The organism is Breznakiella homolactica, assembly GCF_016616095.2.
Taxonomy (GTDB): Bacteria; Spirochaetota; Spirochaetia; order Treponematales; family Breznakiellaceae; genus Breznakiella; species Breznakiella homolactica.
Genome location: NZ_CP067089.2, coordinates 808,076 through 824,661, shown reverse-complemented (window position 1 = coordinate 824,661; position 16,586 = coordinate 808,076). Strand labels below are relative to the sequence as shown.

Annotated in this window: 11 protein-coding genes and 1 tRNA gene; 11 read left to right on the top strand and 1 reads right to left on the bottom strand. The window is 51.1% G+C overall.

Annotated features, from left to right (window positions below):
- Positions 1-9: 9 nt before the first annotated feature.
- Positions 10-864, bottom strand: a complete 855-nt coding sequence (locus JFL75_RS03995; RefSeq protein WP_215625407.1) for a class II fructose-bisphosphate aldolase — start codon at positions 862-864, stop codon at positions 10-12.
- Positions 865-1,127: 263 nt separating this feature from the next.
- On the opposite strand from JFL75_RS03995, the gene JFL75_RS03990 reads away from it, so the two are divergent.
- From JFL75_RS03990 to JFL75_RS03940, 11 genes are all read left to right on the top strand, one after another.
- Complete coding sequence (locus JFL75_RS03990) at positions 1,128-2,312, top strand: mandelate racemase/muconate lactonizing enzyme family protein (protein ID WP_215625406.1); 1,185 nt, start codon at positions 1,128-1,130, stop codon at positions 2,310-2,312.
- A gap of 54 nt (positions 2,313-2,366) precedes the next feature.
- A complete protein-coding gene (locus JFL75_RS03985; RefSeq protein WP_215625405.1) occupies positions 2,367-3,359 on the top strand; it encodes an aldo/keto reductase in 993 nt (330 codons plus the stop codon).
- A gap of 20 nt (positions 3,360-3,379) precedes the next feature.
- Positions 3,380-4,384, top strand: coding sequence for a Gfo/Idh/MocA family protein (locus JFL75_RS03980; RefSeq protein WP_215625404.1), 1,005 nt, complete (start codon positions 3,380-3,382; stop codon positions 4,382-4,384).
- Positions 4,385-4,409: 25 nt separating this feature from the next.
- On the top strand, positions 4,410-5,639 hold the full coding sequence (locus JFL75_RS03975) for an ABC transporter substrate-binding protein (protein ID WP_215625403.1): 1,230 nt from the start codon (positions 4,410-4,412) through the stop codon (positions 5,637-5,639).
- 93 nt (positions 5,640-5,732) lie between these two features.
- Positions 5,733-6,602 carry a carbohydrate ABC transporter permease gene (locus JFL75_RS03970; protein WP_215625402.1) on the top strand — a complete coding sequence of 290 codons (870 nt, stop codon included), beginning with the start codon at positions 5,733-5,735 and terminating at the stop codon, positions 6,600-6,602.
- Positions 6,599-7,432, top strand: a complete 834-nt coding sequence (locus tag JFL75_RS03965) for a carbohydrate ABC transporter permease (RefSeq protein WP_215625401.1) — start codon at positions 6,599-6,601, stop codon at positions 7,430-7,432. Before JFL75_RS03970 ends, JFL75_RS03965 begins: the two co-directional genes overlap by 4 nt.
- Positions 7,433-7,648: 216 nt before the next feature.
- Positions 7,649-8,248 (top strand): hypothetical protein, encoded by a 600-nt coding sequence (locus tag JFL75_RS03960; RefSeq protein ID WP_215625400.1) that lies wholly within the window; start codon positions 7,649-7,651, stop codon positions 8,246-8,248.
- Positions 8,249-8,373: 125 nt separating this feature from the next.
- Positions 8,374-8,447, top strand: a tRNA-Arg gene (locus JFL75_RS03955).
- A gap of 143 nt (positions 8,448-8,590) precedes the next feature.
- Positions 8,591-9,301 carry an OB-fold-containig protein gene (locus JFL75_RS03950; RefSeq protein ID WP_215625399.1) on the top strand — a complete coding sequence of 237 codons (711 nt, stop codon included), beginning with the start codon at positions 8,591-8,593 and terminating at the stop codon, positions 9,299-9,301.
- A 181-nt stretch (positions 9,302-9,482) separates the two neighbouring features.
- Positions 9,483-11,591 carry a hypothetical protein gene (locus JFL75_RS03945; RefSeq protein WP_215625398.1) on the top strand — a complete coding sequence of 703 codons (2,109 nt, stop codon included), beginning with the start codon at positions 9,483-9,485 and terminating at the stop codon, positions 11,589-11,591.
- 8 nt (positions 11,592-11,599) lie between these two features.
- Entirely contained in the window at positions 11,600-16,576 is a 4,977-nt protein-coding gene (locus tag JFL75_RS03940) for a DNA repair ATPase (protein ID WP_215625397.1), read from the top strand.
- The last annotated feature ends 10 nt before the right edge of the window (positions 16,577-16,586 follow it).

The window sequence follows — 16,586 nt, the reverse complement described above, 5'->3', positions numbered from 1 at the left end:
ATCCGGCATTCAGATCCGTCCGCCGCTTTTCGGTTTAAACCGTATGATATGGTTCGCCACAGTTTCTCTGACCGACTTTTCCGCCGCGCTGTTTAGTTTGATCGGATCGTACTCTTCAGGGTGACCATGGAGATATTCTTTCAGTCCGTTGATGTAGGCGTACTTAAGCGCTGTGGAGACATTTATTTTAGAGGCTCCGCACGCGATGAGCCGTGCGAATTGTTCGTCCGAAAGGCCTGTTCCGCCGTGGATAACCACGGGAACAGCGGTGGTTTCCGAAAGTTTCCGTACGAGATCGTAATTGAGTTTTACTTCTTTTTTATACACACCGTGGGCAGTACCAACGGCGGGCGCGAATGCGTCTATTCCGGTTCCCTCAAGAAACACAAGGGAGGTTTCATAATCCGCAAGTTCCCCTTCCTCAGCGTTTATTTCTTCCTCTACCCCGGAAATAACACCCAGTTCACCTTCGACACAGACACCCTTTACTGCAGCGTACTTTTTGATTTCCCCGGTGATTCTGATATTTTCATCCAGCGGCCGGGCGGAAAGGTCAATCATAACTGAATCCCACCCGGTATCGATACACACCTTCGCGAGTTCCGGTTCTGTGCAGTGATCCAGGTGGAAAAGCACCGGAACGGCGGTTCTTTTCCGCATAAGATCCATCATCCCGAAAAGCTCTTCCGGGCCGAATTTCTTTACCGTTCCTACGGAAGTCTGCAGCAGGATAGGAGTTTTGAGGCTGTCCGCCGCGTCAACGGCGGCCCGTGCCGAAGGGCAGTCAAATATATTAAAGGCCCCGATTGCGTAGCCGTTCCGTTTCGCATCGGTAAGTTGTTCCTTAAGATTCAATCTAGCCATTTATATCTCCTGCAGTTAATTGTATATACATGTATTTATATTATTAGTGTCAACTGATTTAGTATACGGGCATTTTTAAGGTTTGACAAGGATTTTTGTCCGGTAATTTACACAATTATATCCAATAAGATTATTTTTTCTTCGAAAAGAAGGTGTTATTTTAAAAAATAATTTATTTGACAGCCTGGAATTTCTAAGTATATACTCGTATTTACAACTTAAGCAGTACAATCAAATCTACAAGATATGGTATGGGGTGAAAAATGAAGATAACCGATGTTAAACCGTACGTTGTTAAGATGCGGAAAAACGCCAAGGGCGGCGTGTACTGGTTCCTCGTACGGGTCACCACTGATTCAAATATTACCGGTTGGGGCGAGATCTACTGGAACGCCTATCCTCCGGCGGTTTACAAAAACATGGTTTCCCACATAGCGGAAAAATATCTTATAGGTGAAAGCCCCTTTGATGTAGAAAAACTCCTTCGCCGGATTTTCACGGGCCATTCTTTTTCCCGCGCAGACCTTTCCACCATGGGAATCGCCAGCGGTCTTGAGATGGCTTGCTGGGATATTATCGGCAAAGAAACGGGAAAACCAATCTATGAACTCCTCGGCGGCGTAATGAACGAACGGATCAGGACATATACGTACCTGATGGAAGAAAATGACAAGTTCTGGTGTGAGGATTTCTGGCAGATGGAAGACGCCTGTGTACAGCGGGCTGTTGAATACGCTGAAATGGGATTTACCGCGATTAAGTTTGATCCCTATTCACCCTATGTGGGGAGCCTTTCGGTTTCCCAGCCACCCCTGGAAATGATGTCCCGCTCGGAACGGACAGTACGGCGTATCAGGGAAGCGGTGGGCGATAAATGCGATATTATCATCGGAACCCACGCCCAGTTTACCCCGGCCGGTGCCGTCAGGGTCGCCAAGTCCCTTGAAAAATACGATCCCCTGTGGCTTGAGGAGCCTACCCCGCCGGAGAATTTATCGGTTATGAAGCGGGTTTCCCGCAGAACATCGATTCCGATCGCGTCCGGGGAACGGCTTGCCACTAAATACGAAATGGCTCCCATGATCGCAAGCGGCTGTGTGGATATAGTACAGCTTGACCTCGGCGGGGTCGGCGGGATTCTGGAAGCAAAAAAAATCGCTGCCAAGGCCGACGCGTTTCATATGCAGGTGACTCCCCATTTCTGGGCTGGTCCGGTGATGTTCGCCGCGGAGATTCAGCTTGATGTATGCACACCGAATTTCCTTATACAGGAATGTATTGAAAAGATGGACCGATACGGTCTTGATACGCTGCTGGAAAAACCTTTCGTCTGGGAAGACGGATATATTATTCCCTCAAAGGAACCGGGACTCGGAATCACGATAAATCAAGAACAGGTGGATAAGCATTCGGTGGAAGCATACGAGGAGAAGAACGCGCTGCTGTAACGGCAGCGGGGTATCACGGGAAACCGCTGCTGAAAAAACGGAAGAGGAGCTGATGTGAACTATAACCGGCTGGGAAAGAGCGGCATACTGGTTTCAGAGCTTTGTATGGGAGGCAGTGTTCCCCGGGTATCGGAATTCTCCTCCGGTATCCTCGACCGTGATTTCCTTGAGATATACCGGGCCGCTTTCGGCAGCGGAATAACCTTTTTTGATAATGCCGAATCCTACGGCGGCGGCCGCTCGGAAACGCTGCTGGGAAAAGCCCTGGGTAAGGAACGGAGCCGGATTCAGATTGCCAGCAAAGTTTCATACGAACATACGGCGCCGGAGAATATCCGGAGTTCCTGCGAAAACAGCCTGCGGCGGATCGGTACCGATTACCTTGATATCTACTTTATACATTATCCGAACGATTCGGTTCCGCTTTCCGAAGTTATCGGAACTATGACGGAACTGAAACAGGAAGGAAAAATCCGGGCTCTGGGGGTATGCAACTTCAGCCGGAATCAGCTCGAAGAGTCCGTAAAACACGGACAGATTGACGCGGTACAGCAATGCTACAGCCTGTTATGGCGGAAATACATGGAAGCGGAGATACAGCCATTCTGCCGGGAAAACGGGATCGGCATTATTCCCTACAGCCCGCTTGCGGTGGGGCTTCTCTCAGGGAAATTTACTCCGGACTGGAGTTTTGATTCAGAGGACCAGCGGGGACGGCCCGCGAATAATGGGATACTGCTTTTCCAGAAAGAATGGTTCGCATCCTGTGTCGAAACGGTAAACGCCATGAAACCGATAGCCCTTCGGTACGGAAAGACCATGGTGCAGCTTGCCCTTAATTGGGCAAAGTCCCGGGAAGGTGTCTGTTCTGTAATCACCGGTGCAAAATCGGCGGGCCAGCTTTCTGAAAACATCGGCGCCGCCGGCTGGAGTATCGATTCAGAAGACATGCGGATGCTTGACGATCTGTCACGGGAAGTCACCGACAGCCTTCCGGTATATCTCCATTTTTTTATGAAAATGGTACCTACAAATTCAACAGTCTGAAGAAAAAGGAGCGAATGGTTATGGAGAAAAAGATTAACTGGGGTATTCTGAGCACCGCGCAGATCGGCTTAAACAAAATAATACCCGCGATGCAGAAAGGAAAGTATTCCAACGTATACGCTATTTGTTCCCGTGATCTAAAAAAAGCGCGTGCTGCAGCGGAACAGTTCGGGATACCAAAAGCATACGGTTCCTATGAGGAACTTCTTGAGGATGATGATATACAGGCCGTATACATCCCCCTTCCGAACCATCTCCATTATGAATGGACGGTTAAAGCGATGAAGGCGGGCAAACATGTTCTGTGTGAAAAACCACTGGTACTTTCCGTAAAGGAAGCGGAGAAACTGATCGCCCTGCGGGATTCCTGCGGCGTCAAGGCTGGGGAAGCGTTTATGGTGGCCAGCCATCCTCAGTGGTCCGGAGTGAAACGCTTATTCAAGGATGGAACCATCGGAACCCTGCGGACAATTCAGGGCGGTTTTTGTTTCTATACGGATGATCCTGCGAATATCAGAAACATAAAGGAATTCGGCGGCGGAGCAATTTTCGATGTTGGATGCTATCCCCTGATGGTATCCAGGATGATTCTGGGAGAGGAACCGGTCCGGCTGCTGGTAAATGCCGATATCGATCCGCGGTTCGGAACCGACCGCAGCGCGTCTCTGATAGTTGAGTTCCCGTCATGCACCCTTTCGTATGTCACATCCACACAGATGGCACCGTTCCAGCACATGAGCTTTATCGGAACGGAACGGGTCATCGACATTCCGCAGCCTTTTAACCCGCCGTCGGATGAGAAAACCCGAATCTTCGTCACCGAGGGTGCCTTGGGATATGAAGAAACTTCAGAAATCGTAATCCCGCCCTGTGACCATTATACACTGCAGGGCGATGAGTTCAGCAAAGCGATTCTTGAGGATACGAAAGAAACGGTACCCCTGGAAAACGCGCTGGCAATGGCGCGGGTTTATGAGGCTGTCGTCCGGTCAATAACCGTGCACGGTTGGGCGGACGTACAATAAATTCAACATTTTAATGGAGGAATGAATGATGGCCAAAAAACTTTGGATTTTGTTGATCGCGGGAATGCTGGTTCCCGCGGCGAGTGTTTTCTCCGGAGGATCTTCGGACGGCAGCGGCAAGGGACCGAAAACTGTCACTGTCTGGATGGGTGCGTGGTGGAAGGATCAGGCGCCGGTCATAGAAAAAGCCTACGCCGAAACCCATGATACTATTCTTAAAATTGAGACCTACCCCTATGACGGTTACATCGAAAAAATCACCACTGCGATTGTCGGCAATGTACCGCCCGATGCGGTAGCTCTCGATGATGGTATGCTCAATCCTCTGGCCGGGAAAAACCTGCTGCAGCCGTTTCCCGGTGTTGCGCGGGCGGACTTTTCCTCGGGAATGTGGGATGCCGGTATGTATCAGGGAAAACAGTATGGTATTCCCTACCGGTCAGACGCGACGGGGATATTCTACAATATGGATATTTTCGACGCGGCGGGTATCCCCTATCCTACCAATGACTGGACATGGGACGAGTTTCTTCAAATGGCAAAGGCCGTGACAATTCCGGGAGAACGGTACGGATACGGTGTCGCGGGAAGTGCCGCTGCGGCCTCTGACGGGATTGACCAGCTGCTGCCGATTATCTGGTCCTACGGCGGAGAAGTTATCCGGGACGGCCGTTGTGTCCTGGATGAACCGGAAGCTATCGCGGCTATTCAATTTTGGATTGACTTGGTTCGGGTCCACGGTGTGTCCCCCCAGGGAAGCGTAAATTACGATACCAAGGATTATATTGAATTCTTTATCAGCGGCCGTCTTGCCATGATTGAAGGCGCATCGAATCTTGTTCCTACTTTTAAGGAGAACGCAAAAAACATCCGCTGGGATTTTGCCTCGAATCCGGGCGGGAATTTCGCACGGAGCAGCGGCTACAGTTTTGCCGTTCCTGTCGGCGCTAAAAATTCTGATGGGGCTCGGGAGTTTATTGAATGGTTTACCCAGCCCGACAATCTGTCGCGGCTTACCATCCGTATGCCCGGACGCTCTTCGGCCACAACCTCCGCTCCATGGAATGAACCTATTTACAAGAAAATACTTAAGGCAACTGAAACAACGAGAAACCAACCTATTATTCCTGAATGGGTGGAAATCCGGACAGTTATTATCCGGCAGCTTCAGCGCGCCATGACCGGAGAAGCAACCGTAAAGGAAGCGGCACGGATTATGACCGACTCAGCGAACGCTATTTTGGGGGTAAAATAGCAGATTAGGTGCTGTTGTGTATTGGTCCGTTTTTCAGGGGAGTTTTTACACTTCCCGGAAAAACGGATTCTGTAATTTTTGGGGAGAATTAAATTGAGAAAACAGCTTCCGGGATTTCTTTTTGTATTGCCCGCATTAATTCTTTTGCTGGTATTAATGGTATATCCGTTATGGCAGACGGTTCTGTTTTCTTTTTCCGACGTCAGCCTTCCCTATTTTGAAACTAAATTTGTCGGATTAAAACATTTTATTGCCACTGTTCAGCGGTATGAATTTCCCAGGATAATCCTTAACACATTGATTTGGGTTTTCGGCAGTGTACTATTTCAGTTCACCTTTGCCTTTGCGGTGGCCCTTTTTCTCAATAACAATTTTAAAGGAAGAATCATCATCCAGACCATTGCCCTTCTGCCATGGGCAATCCCTTCGATCGTGGCGGGAAACACCTGGAAATGGATCATGCAGACCGACTTCGGACTGCTTAACGCGATGCTGAAACAGCTGGGGCTTGCATCCCTTGCCCGGCCTTGGCTGACGGATCCCAGCCTTGCTCTTGGTTCGGTACTGTTCGCGACCATTTGGCAGGGATATCCGTTTCTTATGGTAATGCTGCTCGCCGGCATGAAAGCCATTCCGCAGGAACAGTATGAAGCCGCTGAAGTGGACGGAGCCAATGCGTTCCAGCGGCTTATTTCGATAACAATTCCGAATCTGAAAAATATAATTGTGATTGTGGTAATGCTCCAGATTGTATACGCGTGGAACGCTTTTGACCTTATCTTCGTTATGACCGGCGGCGGACCCGGCGGAGCCACTGAAATATTAGGGTTGTTTATTTACCGGCTTGGACTCAATGAATTCAATTTCTCGCAGTCCTCAGCCGTCAGTGTGATGCTGATCGGGTTTGTCCTTCTGACAATGCTGATCAGAAACTTATTAACCCGGGGAGAAAAAATCAAATGAGACGCCATACCATACCGCAGAAAATATATTTCTTTTTAGGTTCGTTAGTCATTTCGGTTTTCAGTCTTATGCCTATCCTCTGGATAATCAGCACATCATTCAAAAAAAGCGAGGATATTTACGCGTTCCCGCCGCAGTGGATTCCCCGTTCCCCCACTCTGGAACACTATATTTCCGTACTGAACAATTCGTCCATGATGCGCTATTTTCTGAATACCGTGATAATTTCCACCGCGTCGACGGTTTTAGCTTTGATAATCGCGGTTCTGGCCGCCTATGGTTTTTCACGGTTCAGATTTAAAGGGAAAAAACTGATCCTGGGGGCGATCCTATTCAGCCGTGTTCTGCCAAGAGTCGCGCTGATCATACCTTTTTTTATTATCCTGAGGCGTCTTAACCTTCTGAATACCTATCCCGGGATCGTAATGGTATATCTCATAATCGGGATGCCCATAACAATCTGGCTTACCAAGGGCTTCTTTGACAACATCCCCATTGAAATTGAAGAATCGGCGGTCCTCGACGGATGCGGACCGCTGACGATCCTTTTTAAACTGATCGTTCCCATAGCCGCTCCGGCGATCGGGGCGGTAGGTATGTATGCGTTCATCCTTTCCTGGAACGAATTTCTTCTCGCCCTCGCGCTGACGACGGATATTTCAACCCAGCCTATTTCCATTGGCCTTGCCTATTACAAACTCGAGTTCGGCATCAGCTGGGGAAATCTGATGGCTGGATCGGTGCTGATGAGTATCCCCGCAGTCATCGTCTTTACGCTTTTCCAGAAGCAATTCGTCTCCGGTATGATGTCGGGCTCCGTAAAGGGGTAAAAAGACGGCTGTTTTGCATAGATTGACTTTAATTATTCTCTGCCATGGAACGCTGACAATTTTTATGCCGGGCCGGAATACTTCGGTCCGGCTTTTTTTTATTGAAATTCCAATAATTTTAGAAAAAATTCAAAACTGGTTATATAATATATTTATTCAGCTTTTTGAATAAAAATGTGTTGTTTCTCTGACCGGCAAACCATCTGGGAAAATCTTATGAATAAGAAACTGATATTGGCATTATGTTCTCTGCTCGTATGCGGCATACCTGTTTTTGGCAAAACCGAAAATTGGATGGCATTGAGGGTACAGTATGGTATCTCCTGGGAGAAATATTACGGAGAGAACCTGATCCAAAAAAATGACGGGGTAAGCCTTAACGGGTTCGGTTTTCTTAATAAAGGGTATTTCGGTTATTTTTATGATTTAAGTGTCGCATACCCATTGAACACACGGTATCTCAAGACCCAGTATAAACCCGATTTCGGTATACAGAGCGAACTGATGCTGGGGCCCGCTTTCCGGGTTCCCATATTTACGGAAGCCATACAATTTATCGCGGGTATTGGAGCCCATGCCCAGATAACGTATTTCAACGGCGAACCGGAGGGAAGCAAGGATCTGAATTACTGCTATTCCGGATTGGGTGTCGGCGGAACCGCGGCATTCAGAATTATTATAAATTCCATGAGTGTGGATGCGGGAATTTCGATGGGCTATGACTTTTTCTGCTATGATTTTGACGAAAAAGCGTGGATCAGTGACTACAAAGGTTTTATCCTGCGTCCGTTTATCGGTATCGGATGGATGTTATAATACCGCCTCTGGGCGGAGGATGTTCATGGACAGTTACTTCTTTTGTGCAGGCATGAGTCTTGACATGGCCGGTTTAAATCGGATAAGTTATTTCCGGTAGTCAATTATTTGTTGATTATTGAAATGAGAGATTAGCTCATCTGGATAGAGCGTTAGCCTCCGGAGCTAAAGGTGGTGGGTTCGAGTCCCGCATCTCTCAGAAAAGACCCGAAAGGGTCTTTTTTTTGTCCTAAAACATAGACTCTGTTTGCTGCGATAACAAGTAAAAAACAACCCGGTGCCCTGTACAATTTCACTATCCTGCAATACTATAAACCCGGTGTTATGCCGGCGTTTTAACCAATGAAAAGGGGCACGGCCATGCAGCTTTTTTTAAGTTCCCTGATCAGTTTCCCCACCGTGGTCTACACCGTCCTTCTGGCGGTGGTGATCATCTATTGGCTGCTGGCGGCGGTGGGACTGGTGGATACCGATTCATCCGATATTGACACCGACATCGGGGATGCAGGGGCTGACGCAGGCGGCGATGTTTCCGCCGAAGGCGAAATTGATATCGACGCCGATGCCGGGGCACAGAGCCACGGCGGCGGCCTCGGCGGGCTCCTGGCCGCCCTTGGATTGAAGGACATTCCCATCACCATTGTCCTTTCGGTGGTTATCCTCAGTTCCTGGACGATTTGCTGTCTTTCAAATATGTGGCTGCTTGAACCCCTGCGGCCCTCCCTTCTGTATTGGATCGCCGGAGCGGCTATCCTGGCGGCCAGCGGGTTTGTTTCTTTTCTTGTCAGTTCCGTCATCCTGCGGCCCCTGCGGGGACTGTTCAGGTCCCACGCCGCCGCTTCAAAGAAAACCCTGGTAGGCTCACTCTGCACAGTTACCACCGGTTCGGTGGATGAACAGTTCGGCCGGGCCGACATTGAAACCAGGGGAACATCAATAAACGTAAACGTCAGGGCCGAAACGCCGAATACACTTGCCAGGGGCAGCCGGGCAATCATCATTGAATATGACCAGAAGCACGACCGGTATTTTGTAGTACCCGACGAGGATTGATTCTGTCCCGGGTACAATACCGGGATTTTCAAATTAAAAAAATCAATTAGAAATGAACCGCGGCTGCGGCAGTACAATGAGATTTCACCGGACACCTAAAATATAGTTTCAGGTGTTCATTATGTTTGTCCTGAAGATGGTTCTTTTTGGACAGATAATTAATGCGGATGGAGGATGTTCTATGATTCCCGTATTTGTTGCAATCGGTGTTCTGGCATTTATACTTATCATCGCGCTCAGCATGTTCGCCAAATTCTACCATAAGGTAGAACAGGGCTATGCGATGATCATCAATACCCTTAAAGCGGAACCTGAGGTTACGTTCACCGGACGGCTGGTGCTTCCGGTTATCCATAAAGCCGAGCTTATGGAAATATCCCTTAAGACTATCGACCTTGACCGGACCGGGAATGACGGCCTTATCTGCCGGGACAATATCCGGGCGGATATAAAGGTTAAGTTTTTTATCCGGGTTAACAAAACAGCTGACGACGTGCTGAAAGTAGCCCAGAGTATCGGCTGTTCCCGGGCGTCGGACCACGAAACTCTCGAAGGCCTGTTCCAGGCAAAGTTTTCCGAGGCGCTTAAAACCGTCGGAAAGTCCATGGACTTCGTTGATCTGTACCAGGCCCGGGACCGGTTCCGGGATGAGATTATCCGGCAGATAGGAAACGACCTTTCTGGGTATGTCCTTGAGGATGCGGCCATCGACTACCTTGAGCAAACTCCTATCGATAAACTTGATCCGAACAACATCCTTGACGCCCAGGGTATCAAGAAAATTACGGAACTTACCGCCATTGAAAATGTAAATACCAACAACCTGCGCCGCGATGAGGAAATGCGGATCACCAAAAAAAATGTTGAAACCAAAGAGGCGCTGCTTGAACTGGAACGGCAGCAAACCGACGCGGAGTCGCGGCAGCAGCGGGAGATCGCGTCCGTAAGGGCCAGGGAAGCCGCCGAGACCGCCAAGATCCAATCGGAAGAACACGCCCGGGCGGAACTGGCCAGACTCCAGGCGGAACAAACCATCGCAATCCAGCAGGAAAATGTGCTGCGTGAAAAGGAAGTAGCGGAGAACAACCGGAAACGGGCGGTGGTCATTGAGGAACAGAAGGTTATACGGGCCAGGGAACTGGAAACGGTGGACCGCGAAAAAGAAGTGACCCTGCAGCAGATAGACAAAGAACGGGAAGTCGAAATCCAGAAGAAGGCGATTGCCGATGTGGTCCGGGAACGTATCATCGTTGAACGCACCGTGGCTGAACAGGAAGAGGCGATCAAGGAAGTGAGGATTTTATCCGATGCGGAACGGACCAAGAAATCCGCAATCATCCTCGCTGAAGGACAGGCGGAAGAAAAGCAGCTGGCCGAAATTAAAGCCGCTGAAGCCATGGAGAAACGCGCCCAGTTCAAGGCAGCCGAGGAACTTACCCTGGCGGACTCCCGGCTGAAGGTGGCTGAAAAGGACGCGGAAGCTAAGAAACGCGAAGCCGAAGGAACCGAAGCGCTGGCAGCCGCACGGGGACTGGCGGACGTCAAGGTCATGCTTGCCACCGCCGACGCAAAGGAAAAACAGGGTTTGATCGACGCGAAGGTAACCATTGCCGGAGCGGAAGCAAGTGTAAAACAGGGCATAGCAGAGGCCGATTCGCTGAAGGCTAAACTCTCAGCCGAAGCCCAGGGCAATGAACAGCTGGGACTCGCCGCGGTTAATATCCGGCTGGCGGAAGCGGAAGCCACCGCAAAGGCCGGCAAAGCGGAAGCCGACGCCATCGAAGCCCGGTTCCTGGCGGAAGCCAAGGGAATGCGCGAGAAGTTCGACGCCATGACGACCATGAGCGACAACGCCCGGTCCCACGAGGAATACCGCATGAAGCTCGAGACGGCACAGACCGCCACGCTTAAGGCTATCGATGCCCAGACCAATATTGCGAAGGAACAGGCTGAACTGCTGGGCCAGGCGCTGGGCAACGCTAAGATTGATATCGTGGGCGGCAACGGTGAATACTTCGAACGGTTCGTGCAGGCCCTGTCCGTAGGCAAGGGTATTGACGGGTTGGTTTCCGAAAGCCAGACCCTGAAAACCCTCTTCAAGGGAAACCTCGACGGATCCCGCGATACGGTGGAAGATATAAAAGAAATTATCGGAGCATTGGGCAACGCGTCGGGGGATCTGCAGAACCTTTCCGTGGCAGCCCTGTTCCACAAGATTATGCAGGACGGCAGCGATGATGAACGCGCAGCGCTGAGTACACTGCTTAAGGGCTTTAAGAAGCTCCCGTGACCGGAAGTATGGAAGAAAAGAATCCTATTGACAGCTCCGCCGCCGATGACACCGGATCGATCCTTGCCGAAAGCCGCAGCTACGAACTGTTGCGGCAGCGGCTGAACCGTTCCGGTGAATCATTGCTGAAAAAGATTAACTCCCTCAATGAAGCGCGGGAAGCGGAATTCGGACGCACCGAGCAGAGGCTTATCCGGCGTTTGAGCGCCACCACGGAAAACAAGTGTTTGGCCCGGGATATTGTCCGGATCGGAAATAAACTGCTGTTCGGCTACAATGTGTTCATCGGCCTGAAAAAGGAAACCGCGGTCAGTGATGTATTTTCCCTTTACAGCATTGATGACGAAAACGAATCTTCCGAACTCGTTTCCCTGCCCGCCGCCGGAACCTTTCTTGAAGCGGAGGATTTCGTTTCCGATTTCAGGGAACTGTACACGTACTACAGTCAGGCATCCCTCGACCAGCTTGCGGTTATCCAGGACAAACTGTTTGCGTCATTCCGGATAGGCCAGAAAGCTTCCGACGTGCGGGTTTTCAGATGGCAGATTGATAAGCGCAATAAACTGCAATATATAGACAACCGCGGCGAGCGGGACATTGCCCTGCCCCCGTCCCACTCGTTTGAATGGACCCAGTGCGTCCGCGAAAACCAGGTGGGCGGAAAGTTTCCGCATATCAATATCCTTGATACGGTTTTTGTCGAAACCATCGGCGGGGATCTGACCATCAAGGTTGAAAACAACACCGAAACGGGACTGGGGATTTACAGCGAAGAAGTGGAAGATAAAAACCAGTCTTTGGCGGACGCCGATATCAGCTACGCAAAAATATCGGACATCATCATCCTCAAAATAAAACCGTACCGGGAAAAACTGTTCCGCTATTTTGTGTTTAATATAAAGACGCAGCATGTCCAGCGGATGGATATGATCGGCGTTTCCTGCGCCGAACTTCCGGAAGACCACGGCATCATTTTTTCCGGCGGATATTACCTGCGGACCGGAGAGTACAAAACCTTCGAACTCCCCGGAGTTGACACCGGAAAACTGCGGTTTGCCCGCAAGGTCCGCTCTCCCAACGGAGAGGATGTACTGTATATTTTCTACCAAAGCGAAACCGCCCAGTACGTTCTTTTCTCGTACAATGTAATAGAGAAGAAACTGTCTGTCCCCATCATATCAAACGGCTACGCCCTTTTTCCCGACGGGCACATGCTGGTTTTCCAGACCGCGGGAACCGAACCCCAGCGGCTCCATCCTATGCAGCTTTGGGAAACCCCGTACACCGATGAAGCCCGGGCTGTCCAAAAAGGAAAGGGATTCTTCGGCCGGGTGGGCAACGCGTCACTGGTCAGGGGAATATCGGAGATGCTTACCATCTGCCGATCCGCCCGGGAAGAAAACGCCGGACGTGGTCTGTACAACGATATGATCCAGCAGTGCTCCCGGGTTCTCGATAATTACTTCTGGCTGGACGCCGATGAAACGGGACACATCGATACCGACATAAAAGCCATTGCGGAAAACGCCCGCTCCGCTTTGGCGGAATTTGAAAAGATTGATGCCCTCCGGGAAGATAATGCCCGGACCCTTGAAAATGCCGAGCAGGCCCACCGGACCATGATCTCGGGTATTGCGGCAAACCTCTGGCAGACCCCGGATGATTTTATAAAAGTCCTCAAGGATATCCGGGAAGGCCAGGGAAGGCTTGAATCGCTCAGGGAACTCCGTTATGTGGACACAAGCCGCATAGATGACATGAAGAAAGAGCTTGAGGATGAACGGAAAAAAACCGGTGAAGCGGTGATCCGTTTTCTTTCCGGCGACCATGCCTTTGACAGTTACCGGAGTGAGCTTGAAAGCCTGGAACGGAAAATCCCCGAAACAGAAAACACCGCATCCCTTGATACCATGATATCTGCTGTTGATAAACAGGCCGAAGGGCTGGATATTTTAATCGACCAGCTCAATTCCGTTTCCGAGGGGGATGCGGAACTGCGGACGGGAATCATTGACCGTATCTCGGCGCTCTATGCCGATATCAACCGGCTGCGGGCGCAGATCCATAAAATCCGCAGCGAGGCGGGAAGCCGCGAGAACGCCGCGGAATTCGGCGCCCGGTTCAGGCTGTTTGAGCAGAGTATTGAAAGTTCCCTTGAGCTGGCGGATACGCCGGAAAAATGTGAAGAATCCCTGACCCAGCTGCTGTCCCAGCTTGAAGAACTGGATGGCAGGTTTGCCGAATACGAGGAATTCGCGGCGGATATTTCCGCCAAACGCGATTCGGTGTACGAAGCCTTTGAAACAAAACGCCAGTCCCTTGTGGACGCCCGGCAGAAAAAAAGCCGCCGCCTGCTTGAAAGCGGCCAGAAAATCCTTGAGCATGTTCCAAGGAAAACCGCGCAGATGTCATCAGCCGATGAAGTCCACGCCTACTTTGCCGGGGACATCCTCCTTGCAAAGATCAGAAACCTCTGTGAAGAACTCAGATCAATCCAGGCGGGCACTTTGGCGGACCAGCTGGAAACACAGCTTAAGACAGCCAGGGACAGTGCCCTCCGGGCTGTCCGGGATAAAACCGAACTGGCCGGCAGCATGGACAACACGCTGAAACTGGGCAAGCATTACTTTACCATCAGCCGGCAGGATCTGGATGTGACCCTGATTCCCCACAACGGAAAACTCTCCTTCCATCTGAGCGGCACCGATTATTTTTATCCGGTTCAAAACGTCGAACTCGATTCATATGCCGCCTACCAGGATTATCCGCTTACGTCTGAAAGTCCCGGCATTTACCGCGCGGAATATCTGGCGGGAAGCATTATTGAAAAATCGCTGGAAGGAACATCGGAAACCAAGATTGATAAACTGTTTTCACTCTGCACCAAGGGAACAAAAAATGACAGTGCCCTGCTTTCCATTATCAGGAAAGAAATGGCGGGACGTTATACCGAAGGCTACCAGAAAGGTGTGCATGACCATGACTGCCTTATCATCATTAAGGAACTGGGAGCAATGTATTCCGACGCGGGACTGCTCCGCTACAGCCCCGCCCAGCGTTCTCTGGCATTCCTTTTCTGGCAGTATGGGATTGATGATGATACCCGCCAGCTGCTGACCGCCCGCGCGGAAGCCGCGGCGGCACAGAAAAAACTCTTCAGTTCCAATGAAGCTGAAAAACGGCTTACCACCAATCTTATTGAAATGCTGCATGCTTTTTCGGCGGATTTCAGTACTGAAGGAACGGCGCTGCTGGCGGCTAACGAAGAAAGCAGCCTTGAAGCGCTGATCCGCGAAGCGGCATCGTACCTGGTCCTGGAATTGGGCAGCGAGACTGCCGGATGGACCGTTCCCGGCGGCGCGGCGGATCTTGCGGACGCCTTCCTAAAAAAAGCGAAACGAACCAACGCCATGGAACAATGGAACCGGGAAGACGCGGGCCCCGCGGAAAACTGGCTCATGGTCCGGGACTGGGTTGCGGCGTTCAGCGCAACCCAGGCACCGGAACTGGGTGCTTGGGTTGATGATGCATCACTCATTCTTCTGACACCCGCAGCTGAGCGCAACACGGTACATACTTCACTGAGCGGCAAGGCCGAAGGTCTTCTGGGTGAGCATCCGCGTATTCAGGATGGGGTTATAAAACTGGCCCTCAACGATTTCAGGAGACGGTTCCGCTTCCACAGCAGCGAAGCCATGCCGATGATACAGCGGGTCCGGTCATTAAAATCCGAATTGGTTGAAAAGGAACGGCAGGAACTCGATCTGCAGCAGTACCGGGCAAAACCGCTTTCCACATTTATGCGGAACCGGCTTATCAATGAAATTTACCTTCCGGTCATCGGTGACAACTTCGCCAAACAGGTCGGCACCGCCGGACCGGACAACCGCAGCGACCGCATGGGAATGCTTCTTCTTATTTCCCCTCCGGGTTACGGTAAAACCACCTTAATGGAATATATCGCCGACCGGCTGGGGATGATCTTTGTCCGCATCAACTGTACCGTCCTGGGCCACAGCATAGCCGACCTGGACCCGGCAAACGCCCGGAGCAGCGCGGCAAAACAGGAACTGGAGAAACTCAACCTGGGCCTTGCCATGGGCAGCAACGTGATGCTCTACCTTGACGATATCCAGCACACCGGTCCCGAATTCCTCCAGAAATTTATTGCATTGGCGGACGGTACCAGGCGGGCCGAAGGTGTCTGGAAAGGAAAGCCCGTCACCTGGGACATGCGGGGCAAACGCTTCGCCCTGGTCATGGCGGGAAACCCCTATACCGAGTCCGGGGATATTTTCAAAATTCCGGACATGCTGGCGAACCGGGCAGACATATACAACCTGGGGGACATGCTTTCGGGCCATGAAGACGCGTTTGCGTTGTCCTATATCGAAAACGGCCTCAGTTCCAATCCCGTGCTGGCGCCGCTGGCTTCCCGGGACCCGAAGGATATCGTTCTTCTGGTGCGGATGGCCGAAGGCGAAGACGTGCCGGCCAGCGGCCTGTCCCACGCGTATACCCAGAATGAACTGGCGGACATCAGCGCCGTCCTGAAGCGGCTTTTCAGAATCCGGGACACACTGCTGCTTATCAACCGTTCCTACATATTGTCGGCGGCCCAGAAGGATGATTACCGGACCGAACCGGCTTTTAAGCTCCAGGGCAGCTACCGCAACATGAATAAACTGGCCGCCAGGGTCACTCCCCAGATGAACGGTGAAGAACTGGACAACCTGCTGCGGGACCATTACCGCGGCGAAGCCCAGACGCTCACCACCGGAGCCGAAGAGAACCTGCTCAAGCTTGCGCAGATCCTTGGTACACCCACGGAAGAAGAAAAGACCCGGTGGAAATTCATTGTAGAAGAGTTTGTAAGGACCAACGCCGGCAAAGGTCTGGAACTGCAGCGGAGCATGGCGTCGTCGCTTTCGGCAATTGCCGGTGCGGTGACGAGGGATAAAACCCCGGAAGACAGCGGCGTATAACCGGAAACGC

Bases quoted from the DNA above. Each gene is read 5' to 3' on its own strand.
- JFL75_RS03995 (WP_215625407.1), bottom strand. From the start codon at position 864: ATGGCTAGATTGAATCTTAAGGAACAACTTACCGATGCGAAACGGAAC.
- JFL75_RS03990 (WP_215625406.1), top strand. From the start codon at position 1,128: ATGAAGATAACCGATGTTAAACCGTACGTTGTTAAGATGCGGAAAAAC.
- JFL75_RS03980 (WP_215625404.1), top strand. From the start codon at position 3,380: ATGGAGAAAAAGATTAACTGGGGTATTCTGAGCACCGCGCAGATCGGC.
- JFL75_RS03975 (WP_215625403.1), top strand. From the start codon at position 4,410: ATGATGGCCAAAAAACTTTGGATTTTGTTGATCGCGGGAATGCTGGTT.
- JFL75_RS03965 (WP_215625401.1), top strand. From the start codon at position 6,599: ATGAGACGCCATACCATACCGCAGAAAATATATTTCTTTTTAGGTTCG.
- JFL75_RS03960 (WP_215625400.1), top strand. From the start codon at position 7,649: ATGAATAAGAAACTGATATTGGCATTATGTTCTCTGCTCGTATGCGGC.
- JFL75_RS03950 (WP_215625399.1), top strand. From the start codon at position 8,591: ATGAAAAGGGGCACGGCCATGCAGCTTTTTTTAAGTTCCCTGATCAGT.
- JFL75_RS03945 (WP_215625398.1), top strand. From the start codon at position 9,483: ATGATTCCCGTATTTGTTGCAATCGGTGTTCTGGCATTTATACTTATC.
- JFL75_RS03940 (WP_215625397.1), top strand. From the start codon at position 11,600: ATGGAAGAAAAGAATCCTATTGACAGCTCCGCCGCCGATGACACCGGA.